This is a genomic window from Tepidanaerobacter sp. GT38, from assembly GCF_021991635.1.
Lineage (GTDB): Bacteria > Bacillota > Thermosediminibacteria > Thermosediminibacterales > Tepidanaerobacteraceae > DTU063.
The window spans coordinates 1-12,293 of the sequence record NZ_JAFFJA010000079.1 but is presented as its reverse complement, the minus strand read 5'-3'; the positions used below and the strand labels follow the sequence as shown (position 1 = coordinate 12,293).

The 12,293-nt window shown below is 38.1% G+C and carries 17 protein-coding genes; all 17 read left to right on the top strand.

Translation table 11 applies throughout. From position 1 onward, the window contains the following. Positions 1-118 precede the first annotated feature (118 nt). The 17 genes from JT739_RS10305 (at position 119) to JT739_RS10230 (ending at position 12,232) form a co-directional block, all read left to right on the top strand. Entirely contained in the window at positions 119-1,213 is a 1,095-nt protein-coding gene (locus JT739_RS10305) for an S-layer homology domain-containing protein (RefSeq protein WP_237661035.1), read from the top strand. Between the two features lie 22 nt (positions 1,214-1,235). Then, complete coding sequence (locus tag JT739_RS10300; protein WP_237661034.1) at positions 1,236-2,867, top strand: CARDB domain-containing protein; 1,632 nt, start codon at positions 1,236-1,238, stop codon at positions 2,865-2,867. Between the two features lie 91 nt (positions 2,868-2,958). Further along, positions 2,959-3,042 carry a putative holin-like toxin gene (locus JT739_RS12960; protein ID WP_370642645.1) on the top strand — a complete coding sequence of 28 codons (84 nt, stop codon included), beginning with the start codon at positions 2,959-2,961 and terminating at the stop codon, positions 3,040-3,042. 174 nt (positions 3,043-3,216) lie between these two features. Continuing rightward, entirely contained in the window at positions 3,217-3,849 is a 633-nt protein-coding gene (locus JT739_RS10295) for a Tad domain-containing protein (protein WP_237661033.1), read from the top strand. Between the two features lie 5 nt (positions 3,850-3,854). Further along, complete coding sequence (locus tag JT739_RS10290) at positions 3,855-4,229, top strand: TadE/TadG family type IV pilus assembly protein (RefSeq protein WP_237661036.1); 375 nt, start codon at positions 3,855-3,857, stop codon at positions 4,227-4,229. After that, positions 4,219-4,626 (top strand): TadE/TadG family type IV pilus assembly protein, encoded by a 408-nt coding sequence (locus tag JT739_RS10285; protein ID WP_237661032.1) that lies wholly within the window; start codon positions 4,219-4,221, stop codon positions 4,624-4,626. Before JT739_RS10290 ends, JT739_RS10285 begins: the two co-directional genes overlap by 11 nt. A 1-nt stretch (position 4,627) precedes the next feature. Continuing rightward, positions 4,628-5,092 carry an A24 family peptidase gene (locus JT739_RS10280; RefSeq protein WP_237661031.1) on the top strand — a complete coding sequence of 155 codons (465 nt, stop codon included), beginning with the start codon at positions 4,628-4,630 and terminating at the stop codon, positions 5,090-5,092. Positions 5,093-5,105: 13 nt separating this feature from the next. Continuing rightward, positions 5,106-5,870 carry a hypothetical protein gene (locus tag JT739_RS10275; protein ID WP_237661030.1) on the top strand — a complete coding sequence of 255 codons (765 nt, stop codon included), beginning with the start codon at positions 5,106-5,108 and terminating at the stop codon, positions 5,868-5,870. After that, positions 5,857-6,375: a hypothetical protein gene (locus tag JT739_RS10270; protein ID WP_237661029.1), complete on the top strand. Its 519-nt coding sequence runs from the start codon at positions 5,857-5,859 to the stop codon at positions 6,373-6,375. Before JT739_RS10275 ends, JT739_RS10270 begins: the two co-directional genes overlap by 14 nt. A gap of 65 nt (positions 6,376-6,440) precedes the next feature. Beyond that, on the top strand, positions 6,441-6,734 hold the full coding sequence (locus JT739_RS10265; protein ID WP_237661028.1) for an ATPase, T2SS/T4P/T4SS family: 294 nt from the start codon (positions 6,441-6,443) through the stop codon (positions 6,732-6,734). Then, on the top strand, positions 6,718-7,638 hold the full coding sequence (locus JT739_RS10260) for a type II secretion system F family protein (RefSeq protein WP_237661027.1): 921 nt from the start codon (positions 6,718-6,720) through the stop codon (positions 7,636-7,638). Before JT739_RS10265 ends, JT739_RS10260 begins: the two co-directional genes overlap by 17 nt. A 16-nt stretch (positions 7,639-7,654) precedes the next feature. Then, complete coding sequence (locus tag JT739_RS10255; protein WP_237661026.1) at positions 7,655-8,494, top strand: type II secretion protein F; 840 nt, start codon at positions 7,655-7,657, stop codon at positions 8,492-8,494. Positions 8,495-8,545: 51 nt separating this feature from the next. Further along, entirely contained in the window at positions 8,546-8,740 is a 195-nt protein-coding gene (locus JT739_RS10250; RefSeq protein ID WP_237661025.1) for a flagellin, read from the top strand. Positions 8,741-8,854: 114 nt separating this feature from the next. After that, a complete protein-coding gene (locus tag JT739_RS10245; protein WP_237661024.1) occupies positions 8,855-9,229 on the top strand; it encodes a hypothetical protein in 375 nt (124 codons plus the stop codon). Continuing rightward, positions 9,219-9,722: a hypothetical protein gene (locus JT739_RS10240; RefSeq protein ID WP_237661023.1), complete on the top strand. Its 504-nt coding sequence runs from the start codon at positions 9,219-9,221 to the stop codon at positions 9,720-9,722. Before JT739_RS10245 ends, JT739_RS10240 begins: the two co-directional genes overlap by 11 nt. 19 nt (positions 9,723-9,741) lie before the next feature. Then, a complete protein-coding gene (gene cpaB, locus JT739_RS10235) occupies positions 9,742-10,425 on the top strand; it encodes a Flp pilus assembly protein CpaB (RefSeq protein WP_237661022.1) in 684 nt (227 codons plus the stop codon). Positions 10,426-10,492: 67 nt separating this feature from the next. Then, positions 10,493-12,232 carry a WG repeat-containing protein gene (locus JT739_RS10230; RefSeq protein WP_237661021.1) on the top strand — a complete coding sequence of 580 codons (1,740 nt, stop codon included), beginning with the start codon at positions 10,493-10,495 and terminating at the stop codon, positions 12,230-12,232. Positions 12,233-12,293 lie beyond the last annotated feature (61 nt).

The window sequence follows — 12,293 nt, the reverse complement described above, 5'->3', positions numbered from 1 at the left end:
CGATAATTCTCTCAATCTAATAAGACAATTATCTCCTGACAGATAGAAGATGTAAAGAATAGGTTTATAGGTTTTCTTAATAAATAACCTAAATACATTATACAAGGAGGTTGATACTATGAGAAAATTACTTGCTATGCTTACTGTCATGGTGATGCTGATAATCAGTGTAAATATTACAGTATCAGCTGCCATCAAATTCTCTGATGTGGGAGACTACTGGGCAACAGAGGCCATAAAATGGGCCGCAGAAAAAGGCATTGTAGAAGGCTATCCAGACGGAACTTTTAAACCCGAAAAACACGTAACAGAGGCAGAGTTTGTTGCTATTCTAGCAAGGTATGTTCAGAATACAGATAAGCAGATGATTGCCGAAAGACAGCCTGGCAAACACTGGGCTCAAAGCATATACGATGAACTAGAGAAATGGGCACTGCCGCTTAAAGGTTATACAGATGACAAAATCAAAGACAGCGTAATTACCCGCGGAGATGTAGCAAGGATAATTGCCGCAAAAAACGGCTTTAACCTTAATGAAAGGCAAGCAGTATACTACATGTATGAAAACGACTTATCAAACGGGATGATACCCAACCAGCTGACCTTTGAGTCTTATGGCGTAGATAAACCATTGCAAAGAGACCAGATAACCCAATTTGTGAAACTGCTAAACAACAAAGGAATTACAACCTTCGTGGGAGAGCCTTCCCCAAAAGGGGATGCAAAAGCTGATGAGATAATAGGAATAGAAGATATACCGGAAGAAACAGAAGAAATAACCGATGAAATGTTCGATGAACTGGCTAAGGAAAAAGGCATAACAAATCCATCAATTGCTGAGCGTAAATGGGAAGAACTAAAGGAAAGCGGTGGCATCACAAGCGAAGATCAATTGACGCCGGAAATTGTAGAAATGGTTCGTGAAAAAGGGGACTATTTTAAAAGAACAGGCTGGAAAATATTAGATGATACTGAATTTGAAGGCTACAAACAGGCAATACTGTATGACTTAAAGCATATAGCAAAAGTCGGAGATGTGCCGATAGTTATTTCAAAACACCTTTTTTGGGAAACCAACGATTGGAGAAAAGATAAAAACTTTTTAGTAATTGTAAATGGAAGAGAATCATGGATAGTTAATGTAGGAAAGCTCGGAAAAGAGTATAGAGTATATGACGCTGGTGTATTGGTAAAAGATATTTTTGAAGAATAGGAGGAAAGGAGTAAAAAGAAAATTGAACAAAAAAATATTAAGTTTAGTATTAGCGATGCTTTTAGTTTTAGGCATCGCTAACTCTTTTGTATTAGCTGAGGAAGATGTAGTAGCTGAAGCTATTCTATATGATCAAAACGGTATAATAGTAGAGTATAAACGACAAGGCAAAATTGACCCTGAAAGGGAAAAAGCTATTGTAGAACGCAGCGGTGGTGAAGACGGGAAAGCACATCTAGATAGCCTGGAAATCTTCAACCAATCTACCTACGGCAAACGGGCCCCAGGTAAATACTACTACCGTACAGTAGGTTATCAGATAGCCTTGTTGAATAAAAATCTCATGCCAGCTGTAGAAGATGGGATAATACCTACTAATCCCTTAGGGGTTCCGCTGGGTAATGATTTGGCGATAGACCTAAGTTTATTTAGGGATTATCTACTTGGCCGAGCACCAGTTCCTGGGTTTCTTGCAGAGTATAATATTCGTGGGTTAATTGACACAAAGTATTTCAAAACAAATGAGATACGAATAACCGAACAGCAGAACATGCGGAAACTGATTGAAAATCAATTTAAAGGAACCCTCTGGGATAAGCCCGTTGTAACGTCCATGACAATTTCAAGAGACAGGCTTATCCATGAACTAGGCTTACAAGGCAGGGAATACTTATTAGATCAAGCACAATACCTTGTAATGGCAGGGGAAGTTGAGTTTTACAAGACAAATGCAGACGGGACCGAGGGCCCTGCATTAGATGCAACTCGAACAAAGATAATGTACAACCATGCAAAGAAAAAGCTCGTGTCTTACTTTAATGTTCCTCCACGATTTGCCGACTACAGAGACGATATAGAAACAAGAATGCAGCTGATAAATCTTGAAACAGGAGAAATCACATTCATTACCGAAGATGAACTGCCAGACTTGATAGTAGAGAAGATCGATCCCGGCACAGCTCAGACAAAGCCAGGTGCTAAACACAACGGTAAGGTAACCATTAGACGGGCGGCAGAAAGTGGAGCTATGGGTGCGATGGACACCACTTTATATCTCACAATAGCCAACGGCAAAATAGTTGGCTCCGCTGATATACCAGTGACACTTGCGCCCGGGGAAGTAAAAGAAATAGAATTTACATGGGAAGCCGGAGAAGATAAAAATAAAGATGTTTTAATCGTAGCGGAAATAAATCCTGAAAAGCTGGGCGAAAACAGAATAGCAGAACAAACCTACGAAAACAACACAAAACAGGCAGTAGTTATGATGGAACAGGAAAAAGTAGACTTGGCCGCAATAATATCAAACTACACAGATGCAATGTTTGAAGGAGAGACTGAAACCTTTGAAGCAATAATCACAAACTCGTCAGAAAAGCCAGTGACAACAGATGTAGTATGGAGGGTAAGAGGAAATCAGGTAAAAAGGTCAACTGTGACAATTCCAGCAAAAGGTGACGTAACAGACAGGGTAAACATTACTATGCCGAATGGTTCTGGCAGTATAACAGTGGAAGTAGAAGTAAACCCATCAAGAAACAAACCTGCAAATGAAGTGACATGGGCAAACAATAAGGACAGCGTATCAGTGTTTAATTTAGGCTCTGACGATGAGCCGCAGACAGGTGAAAGTGATCCATATTTGGTTCCTTAATTTGTGAAATTGTGGTAAAATAAAAACATAAGGTAATCGGATAAGCAGGTGCGGTTGCCGCCTCATTCCCTAAGGGGAGGAGGTGGTAGCTATGACTACATATGAGGCATTGTCGCTTATGATAATGTTTTCTATGTTGGTTATAGCCGTCCTTGGTTTCTGGACAAAAAAATAAAAACCGCCCTGCTAGCCCCAGGAGCGGTTTAAAAATTAACTAAACGCTTTTGGTGGCAACCGCATTTGCGGTTCCGATTACCTTTAACTATATTATAGCACAATTTTGTAAAATGTAAACAACGAACCGGCTACAAATAAAGCCGGTTTTATTTTTTTCTAGGGAGGTGCTCTAGTGATAAAAAAAATACTAAAAAACGAAAAAGGCCAGCTGCTACCGTTCATAGCAGTCATAATGATACTTTTGATTCTTTTTACTGCACTGCAATTTGCACTTTCGATGGCTTATTTATCACGGATAAAAGCTAGAGATGCTTTAGACTCAGCAGTGTTATCAGCTGTATCATTGGCAGAACGCAGGACTAATCCTACATATTACGGTGAGCAAAGAAAAGTAATAGTAGATTCAGAAGGTAATGAGAAAATTGTATGGGTTAAGACTACCAGCAACTATAAACCTTATTTATACCTTTCCCGCAGCGATGCAATAGAAATAGCCGAAGAATATTTTATAAAAAACCTGAAACTGTCAAACTTAAAGGGTTATAGGATTTTAGACTTGGATATCACCATAAAAAATGATGAGAATAACCCAATTCAGGTAGTCAAAAGAAGGCCCGTTACAGAAGGCATTGTTGATTCATGGGAAGAAAACTTCCCACGATGGGTAAGAGTAGAGGCATCAGCAAAAGTAGAATTGCCTGCGCCTTTGGGAGGCATATTAGGTCGTGATACAGTGGTTGTGGAACTTAAAGCGAATTCAAGGAAACACCTTCTCGGTATTCCGCTAGAGGGGGTATGGAATTGATTGAGATGTTAAGAAACAACAAAGGTTCAGCTATTTTAGAAACAGCAGTAATGTTTATGCTCATTATCGTGCTAATTGTGGGTTTTATGCACCTAACAAATGCGGTATCCATATACGCTGTTGCACAAACTGCGGCAAGAGAAGGTGCTAGAGAATATGCGGTAACAAACAATAGAACAAGAGCCATAAATAAAGCCAAAACAGAGCTAGAGCTGGGCCGTGTAGATCCGGCAAAAGCAAGAATAACTGCTGTTGCAGAAGGCCAAGAACGGAGAATGATAGTAACAATAGATTACTCAATCTACCTTCCCTTTGCAGGAAATCATGACATAACCTTGCAAGGTGGGGCAACATTCAGGAGGGTCGGCGGTGGTTGGTAAAATCCTAAAAAACAACAAAGGCTCGGTACTGATAGAAGTAGCACTAATGTTTTTAGTGGTAACTATGCTTACGGTAGGTTATTTGTATTTCACTCAAGCCATGAGGATGCAGACAGTGGCACAAATAGCGGCAAGAGAAGGAGCAAGGGTATATGCAATAACCAACAACCCTGCAAGGGCAAGGGAGAGGATAAGGGCAGAGCTGGCTTTGGGCAGAGTAGACCCAGACGATTGTGAGATACTGATAAGAAAAGATGGCAGCAAAAGGATAGTAAGTGTTCAAATAAAGCGCGGTTTCTACGTTCCAGCAGCAGGCGAATACAACCTTAACCTGCGGGGCGGTGCCGAATACATACTGGAAAACAATCCGGAGATAGAAGAAAAGGGGCAACTGTAACATGCTAAATATCTTAATTCCCATAATATTTTTGATGCTCTCATGTTACTTTGACTACAAAGAGCGCAGAATTCCAAACGAAATAACTTACACGATGTTTGTGTCAGGCTCAATAGTGCAGATAGCCACAGGAAGCATTAGAGAAACCCTAATCGGTTTACTGGTGATGATGTTTTTGCTGAGCTTTTTTGGCAGAGCCTTTAAATTAGGCGGTGGTGACACAAAATTAATACTTGCATGTGGCACATGGTTAGGAAATACGAGCCCGTATTTCCTTTTTTTCGCATTTTTATCCCTTTTGATATATAATTGCCTATCCATGATTAAAAAACACGGATTTGGCCCATTTTTGAAAATCACAGGGCTAGAATTTTTATATGGACATACCCAATCTTTGGACAAGGTGCCGGGTGCGTTCTTTATAACTGCAGGATATCTGATTTTAGTATTAGCGAATTTGAGATAGAAAGGGGAGTAATATGGAACAGACAAAAGGTAAAGTTACAGTATGGTGGAGTGCAGGTGGTGGCGTAGGAAAGACCACATTGGCATCGGCATATGCATCATACCTTACAAAACAAAACGAACCAGACAGTGTAGCATTACTTGACTTTAACGAGGTGTTTCCCAGAATACACAAGGTTTTCAGGACTGAACATTTATCACTTTCGCCTGTGTATGACGCAATAGAAAAGAAAGAGGTTACAGTAGATGTTCTAAAGAGAGTAATGGATAAAAAGCAGGGCATATGGATAATGCCAGGCGTATTTCTCTCTGATTTTGAGCAGTATGGACCGGAACATTTTATTGAGATCATAAAACTTGCAAGACAGGTATATAAAGAAATTGTTGTAGATGTAAATGCAGGAATGTTCTTTTCAACTACCTATGCTGCTCTTAATGAAGGTGATGAGATAAGAGTGGTGCTTGAGCCTTCACTGTATTCTCTTGAAGATACCGTCTTTGCCTGTGACTTTGTTGTAAACAGCTGGGGAGTGGATCGCAGCAAGATCAAGGCAGTTGTAAACAAATATGACAATAGCGACTTTGATTCAGAGGCAGCTAGAAGAATCCTGGGTGTGGAGGCAGATGTCATAAAAGAGAACGAAAGCATAAAAGAAGCCTTTGAAAAAGGGCAAGTATCAAAAATAGCAGATATAATTTTTGGCAAAACACAAAAAACAAACGGGAGGAAAAACATATTTTCCTTTTTTGTAAGGAGTGAGCCTAATGTCGCTAATTAATCCGTATAAAGTCAACGTAAAAAAACTCGATATAACAATTGAGTCTATCGAAAACAGCACCGATGAAGTTGTAAACACACTTGTAGAAAACCAAGCCGATCTTATAACGCAAGTGCAGGAAGAAAGAAAATCAAGGGCACTTTTGGAAGCTGAAATAAGGAAAATAATATCAGAGCGAAAGCTGGCAGTAGGGGACTATGATGCGTTTATAGATTCTGTATTTGATACATTGTTTGGATATGGCCTTCTGCAGCCTTACTTAGACGATCCTGATGTTTCAGATATCCTTGTTAACAGCTACAACAACGTTTTCATAAAGAAATTCGGCAAAAAGATTAACGTACCCGTAAATTTCGGCAGTGAGGAAAATCTGGTTAAATACTGCTACAAGATCGCAGCCATGTGCGGAGGAAAACTCGACGAATCTAGCAACATTGAATCAGTCTTAACGGACAGAAAAAGAAACTTACGAATTGTAATATCCTTATCGTCTGCAAGCTCGTAAAACTCTCCGACAATCCCGAAGTCAAAAACTATACACTCTTTGAGCTAACTAAAATAGGGCTTTTAATGAGCATGGACAGAATATTTATCGGTGAGCTGAAAGACAAGGAAACTATGGACTTTTTCAATGCAGTATATACTGGCCATTTAGGATCTATGGCCACCGTTCACGCAAACTCAGCAAAAGAGGTCATAAAGCGATTAATACTGCTGATGAAAAAATCCGGCACTGACATACCTTTTGAAGAACTAAAAAACATGCTGGCATCTTCACTGGATATTATAGTGTTTATGAAAAACTATAAGGTGGTGGAGATATTTGAAGTATCGGAGGCGGATATAGATGTCACAATGGATTAACGCAGTATTTTTTATCGCAGTAAGCCTTATGTGTTATATACTCGCCAGTGTGATTTTAGAAGGGCGCCGGTACGCAAAATACGACTACAGGAAGCAGTATGAAAAAGCCCACAAAACACTTTCGATGCAAAAAGTGAAAAAAAGCTCTTTGGAAACCCTGTTAGAAGGTATAGAAACGGTACTGCTAAGGTCTGGAATAGCAGACAAGCTAAAGATTACTGCCAAAGGCTATCTGCTGATTAGCCTGGCTATTTTTTTATGTGCCTTTTTGTATTTTATTAAGATAGGCTTTGCGGCTGCATTGATTTACTCTTTGGCAATAACATATCTTCCGTATTCAGTCTTGATGATAATGGTGGAGATAAACACACGGAAAATAAAAAAGATGTATCTCAACTTCCTCAATACCTTTGACGGTTTCTACAACGTAGAGGAAAACATGATAAATGCATTAAAGGCAACTTCCGATTATGTTGATGAACCGTTGAGGTCTATCCTAAAAAAGAATGTGACAATCTTTGAAAGAACCCTGCAAAGCATAGATGAGTGCATCGACAGAATAATGAAGGAAATTGGGGCAAAGGAATTTAGGAAATTTCTCAAATTTGCCAAGCTACATGCGAAATTTGGGGGGAATTTCAATAAAGCAATAACTAAATTAAGAGAACAGGGCGAAAAAATGGCATCTATAGAATCTGTAAAAGCAGCTAGCGCCTTTGTAGGCTCAGGGATTATTCTGCTGATGATCTTCTTAAACGTGATAATGATACTGAACCTGTCAAGGTATCCTGAATTGGTCGAAGTGCTTAAAAATACAGCAACCGGCCAAGTTATTGCAATATCAAATGGGGTTTCCATTATCTTTGCCCTATATATGATTAAGAACATCAACACTACAACATAAGAAAGGGGGTTAATGATTGAAGTTAAACTTTGCATTGGCAGTATTAAATGCAGTATTGCTTGCTACAGCATTTTATATTGCCATTAATGAATATAAGCTTTACAGCCTGAAGAAAAGAGTATTTGCAGTTAATCTAAAAGACAGCCTCATATCTTTGACCAGCAAGGCAATAAAAAAAGAAAGTGCCCAAAGATTAAGGGAAAAGTTGAGGAAAGCTGGGAATCCACTAGGTCTTACACCGGAGACTTTTATAATAGCAAAAATACTGCTAGTCATTTTTGCTATTTTTTATACTCAAGTAGTTAGTATGGAACTTACTCAAAAAATTGCGTTTATAGGATTTGCCTTTTATGCACCTGATTTATACGTTCACTTTTCACAACAAGACAGAGAGGAGGCCTTTAGAAATGAAATGCCGGTCATCGTAGATATTTTTGAGCTAGGTGCAACAGCGGATATCCCTATAAGGGACGTATTTTTAATGGCGGCAGAATCTGCAGAAAACAGGCATGTAAAACAGGAAATGTCTCGGCTTGCAGCTGAGTATTTTATGACAAATGATAAAGAAATGTGTCTAAGGAGATTTGCAAAAAACACTGGGATTGTTGAATCAGAAATACTTGCAATGAGCCTTCTTCAAGGCGATAAGACAGGAAAAACAATAAACATCTTGTCTTCACTGTCGTCGTCACTTTATAACACAGTGACAGCAAGGCTTGTAAGGCAGGACAAAAGCACAGATTATAAGGTGCTGTTTACCATTTTCTTTCTTATGGCATCAATCGTAATGCTCTATATGTATCCCTACTTCGCTAACTTAGAAGGCGGGCTAAAGAGCATTTTCTCTCTTATCTAGAGTCCAAAATACCCCAATTACAATAAAAAAATTTTGAAAGGAGATAGTCAAATGTTTAAAAAAATCAAAGACACAATTAAAAAGTATTTTTCAAACAGAAAGGGGAACGAAATAGTAGCTATAGCACTGGTGCTAATTTTCATCATTTTAGCAGCAGCTGGACCCTTAAGAAACCTGGGCAATACAACAAGCGAAGGAGTTTTAAATCTAAACACTCAAATGGAAGATGTCCTCAGTGGGGACTAATAATAGGGTTTAGTTTATTAAAAGGTGGTGAGTAAAAAAGGAGGGGTATAGCCCCTCCTTTAAATCAATATGCTCTTTTTTTCAAAAAAGGGAAGTGCAGAAATAATAGCCTTTGTGTTGGTTTTGCCGTTTTTAATCCTTCCCATTGCAAATACAGTGTGTATGATGACTGATTTACTAATATACGATAAAATCCGTCAAGCTGCCAGAAACGCAATACTACAGATGGAAATTGACGGAGGTCTAACAGCAAGCGGTTTGTACAATACAGAGGCATATTTAGAGTCGAAGGGATTGGATTTATCAAAAGTTGATATTGACTATACTCCTTATCCCGTGGAATACGGTGATGAGGTTAGAATAAAGATTAGTTACGCCTACACTTCTAGGAGGTTTTTTATAGAACTAGGAGGGATAAAGAGAGTTGATAAAGAAACCACGATGGTATACGGCCCTCTGTCATCGATCAGTAAAAAGTATGAAAGATAAAAAAGGCTCAGGGACGCTGGTGTTTGGCCTGCTTTTTTTAATACCTTTTATGGTATTTACCTTATTTCTGGTAGAAAGCAGGCTTTTGTATATAGAAAAAAACATAGTAGATGATGCGGTAGTTGCAGCTGGTCTTGCGGCACTTAGCGAATTTAATCCTATAGATGCAGCTTATGGTGAATACAGCCTTGACCCTACAGAGGCAAGAGAAACCTTTGATAAATATTTAAAAAGCAATCTAAAGCTGGACAATAGCTTTTACCCATTGCCCGGCAGTATTGCAATTAGCCCTGTAAGAGTAGAAGACTTTAGAGTCTACAATCCTGTTGATTTGCCAACAGAATGTCCATCGGGAACAGCACTAAAATACACAACGATACACGCTATCGTGTCTTTGAAAGTAAAAAGGCCGGCACTAGTAGGGCTTTTTGGCAACGAAGTGGATATCGTAGTCCATAGAGATGTAGACAATTACTATAAATTAAGCGAATAAGATGAAAGGAGAGTAGACATTGTTTAATAGATTCAACCTCAATAAATCAAAAATATTAATTCTAATACTTTGCTTGATTATAGCAGGGGCAATAACATACTGGCAGTACAGTTATTTTGCTAGTAAAGCCGAAGTAAAAACTGCAGTAGTTGTTGTGGCCGCAAGAAATATTGCAGAAGGCACTAAGATAAGCAAAGATATGGTTGCATTAAAAGAAATACCTGTGACTGATATTACAAAAAACATGATACTTAAAGGGCAAGACATAGAAAATTTGTATGCCAAAATTGATATTAGTGAAGGAACATATCTGTCAAAAGATATGCTTTCTGACCGAGCAGTGCCTATAATTGCAGAAAACATGAGAAGGGTAACAATAAAGGCAGATATGATAATGAGTATAGCAGGAAGCGTAAAAGCAGGTGATTTTGTAGATATAGGATTGGTGAGGGAAATAGACGACGAAAGCCAAAAAAAGACTACAGGGGCTTTTAAAACAGAAATAATAGCAGAAAAGGTTCAAATTTACAGTGTAGTTAACAATGCTGGTGTAGATATAGACAAAATAAGCTCTGAAAACAGCAACGAATATGATGCAAAGGAAAAAATACCTTCTGCAATAACTTTTATCGTAACCCCTGAACAGGCAGTCTTGCTAAAAGACAGTGAGGCTGAAGGAAGTCTATTCTTGATCGGCTATTAAATTTTACGAAAGGAAATATTTGGCTTATAATCAAAATATAGACACAATATCAAAAGGGGGACTGCCTATGAGAAAAACTACATCACTTGCATTGGTCTTAGCTTTACTGCTAAACATAGTTTTATTTGCATCACCGGCAAAAGCGGAAGGTATAGAGGATTTAGATATAATTTGGGTTGATTATGATAAATGCGAAGATTTCTATAATGGAATGGCATTGGTAATGAAGAAATACGACGAAGATGTTTATAAATACGGCTACATAGACAAAACCGGCAAATTATTTATACCTGTTGAGTTTGATCACATTGGAGAATTTGAAAATGGTTTAGCAAAAGCTCGAAAGGGCGATATTACAGGATATATAGATAAGACCGGAAAGTTTGTAAAACAGTACAAATATGCTTTTCTCGGCGATTTTATTGATGGCGTAGCTGTAGTAAAGAGCAGTCACGACACTTTTGGATCATATGGCGTAATCGATGAAAGTGGTAAAGTAATAATACCGACCAATAAAGATGTTATATCTGATCTCAGTAATGGTTTAATAAGGATATGGGATAATGAGGAAACGATTTATGTAGATAAAACTGGCAAAGAAGTTCTCCGAATTAAAGAATATACTGGGCTCGATTTTCACGAAGGCTTGGTACGTATAATAAGCAAAGAAAACAAAGAAGGTTTTATGGACAAAACGGGTGCAATAGTAATACCGACAATATACGATTACGTAGGAGATTTTAAAGATGGTTTGGTTTTTGTGATAAAAGATGATAAATGTGGTTATATTGACAAAACAGGCAAAGAGGTTATTCCCTTAATCTACGATCATGTTGGTGAATTTGAAGACGGCTTGGCAAAAGTAAAAAACAATTTCAAATATGGCTATATAGACAAAACTGGTACGATAGTAGTACCGATAAAATATGATTTTATAAGTGATTTTAAAGAAGGATTAGCCTATTTCCAAGTTAAAGGAAATAGCTGGAGAGAGTATAAATATGGATATGTTGATAAAAATGGAAATGAAGTGATACCGCCAATTTACTGTCTTGCTTATAATTTCAGTGAAGGTCTTGCAGCAGTTAAGGTAGAAATTGAGGGAAAATATGATGAGAACGGTTATAAGTTACGCAAAATAGGGTATATAGATAAAACAGGAAAACTAGTAATACCAGCAGAATATGACTATGCAGGCGAATTTAAGGAAGGAGTAGCAATAGTTGCAAAAGACGATAAATACGGTTATATAGACAAAACCGGCAGAGAGATAGTCCCACTTATTTTTAATGAGGCGTATCCTTCCAGTGATGGCATGATGAGGGTAAGAGATGAGAACGGAAGATACGGGTATATTAAAAACCCTTTTAAAAATGAAGTACAGGCAATTCCGACACAATCTAAAATCACCGTAGATGGAAAAGAAATAAAACTAGAGGCATATACTATCAAGGGAAATAACTACTTTAAACTTCGCGATTTAGCGATGGCCTTAAACGGAACATCAAAACAGTTTGAGGTAAGCTGGGACAGTGAAGCCACTACAATAACAATATTAAAAAATAAACCTTATACCCCCGTTGGTGGAGAGCTTAAAACATCTATAGCACCTTCAGCAAAAGAAGCAGTATTATCAAGTTCATTAGTTAAAATAAACGGAGAAAACACAAACCTTACTGCTTATGCTGTTGAAGGCAGCAACTATTTTAAATTGAGGGACATTGCAAAGGCTTTAAATTTCGGCGTAACGTGGAAAGCAAATACTAACTCCGTTATAATAGATACAACAGCAGAATATAGTGAATAAATAAAATTGTATCCAAGAGCTTATTTTAGTAAATAAGCTCTTCAGCCTGTTGACAAAGTCA

Excerpts from the sequence above, each read along its gene's own strand:
- JT739_RS10260 (WP_237661027.1), top strand. The coding sequence starts at position 6,718 with ATGTCACAATGGATTAACGCAGTATTTTTTATCGCAGTAAGCCTTATG.
- JT739_RS10275 (WP_237661030.1), top strand. The coding sequence starts at position 5,106 with ATGGAACAGACAAAAGGTAAAGTTACAGTATGGTGGAGTGCAGGTGGT.
- JT739_RS10280 (WP_237661031.1), top strand. The coding sequence starts at position 4,628 with ATGCTAAATATCTTAATTCCCATAATATTTTTGATGCTCTCATGTTAC.
- JT739_RS10290 (WP_237661036.1), top strand. The coding sequence starts at position 3,855 with ATGTTAAGAAACAACAAAGGTTCAGCTATTTTAGAAACAGCAGTAATG.
- JT739_RS10230 (WP_237661021.1), top strand. The coding sequence starts at position 10,493 with ATGAGAAAAACTACATCACTTGCATTGGTCTTAGCTTTACTGCTAAAC.
- JT739_RS10265 (WP_237661028.1), top strand. The coding sequence starts at position 6,441 with ATGAGCATGGACAGAATATTTATCGGTGAGCTGAAAGACAAGGAAACT.
- JT739_RS10305 (WP_237661035.1), top strand. The coding sequence starts at position 119 with ATGAGAAAATTACTTGCTATGCTTACTGTCATGGTGATGCTGATAATC.
- JT739_RS12960 (WP_370642645.1), top strand. The coding sequence starts at position 2,959 with ATGACTACATATGAGGCATTGTCGCTTATGATAATGTTTTCTATGTTG.
- JT739_RS10270 (WP_237661029.1), top strand. The coding sequence starts at position 5,857 with ATGTCGCTAATTAATCCGTATAAAGTCAACGTAAAAAAACTCGATATA.
- JT739_RS10240 (WP_237661023.1), top strand. The coding sequence starts at position 9,219 with ATGAAAGATAAAAAAGGCTCAGGGACGCTGGTGTTTGGCCTGCTTTTT.
- JT739_RS10250 (WP_237661025.1), top strand. The coding sequence starts at position 8,546 with ATGTTTAAAAAAATCAAAGACACAATTAAAAAGTATTTTTCAAACAGA.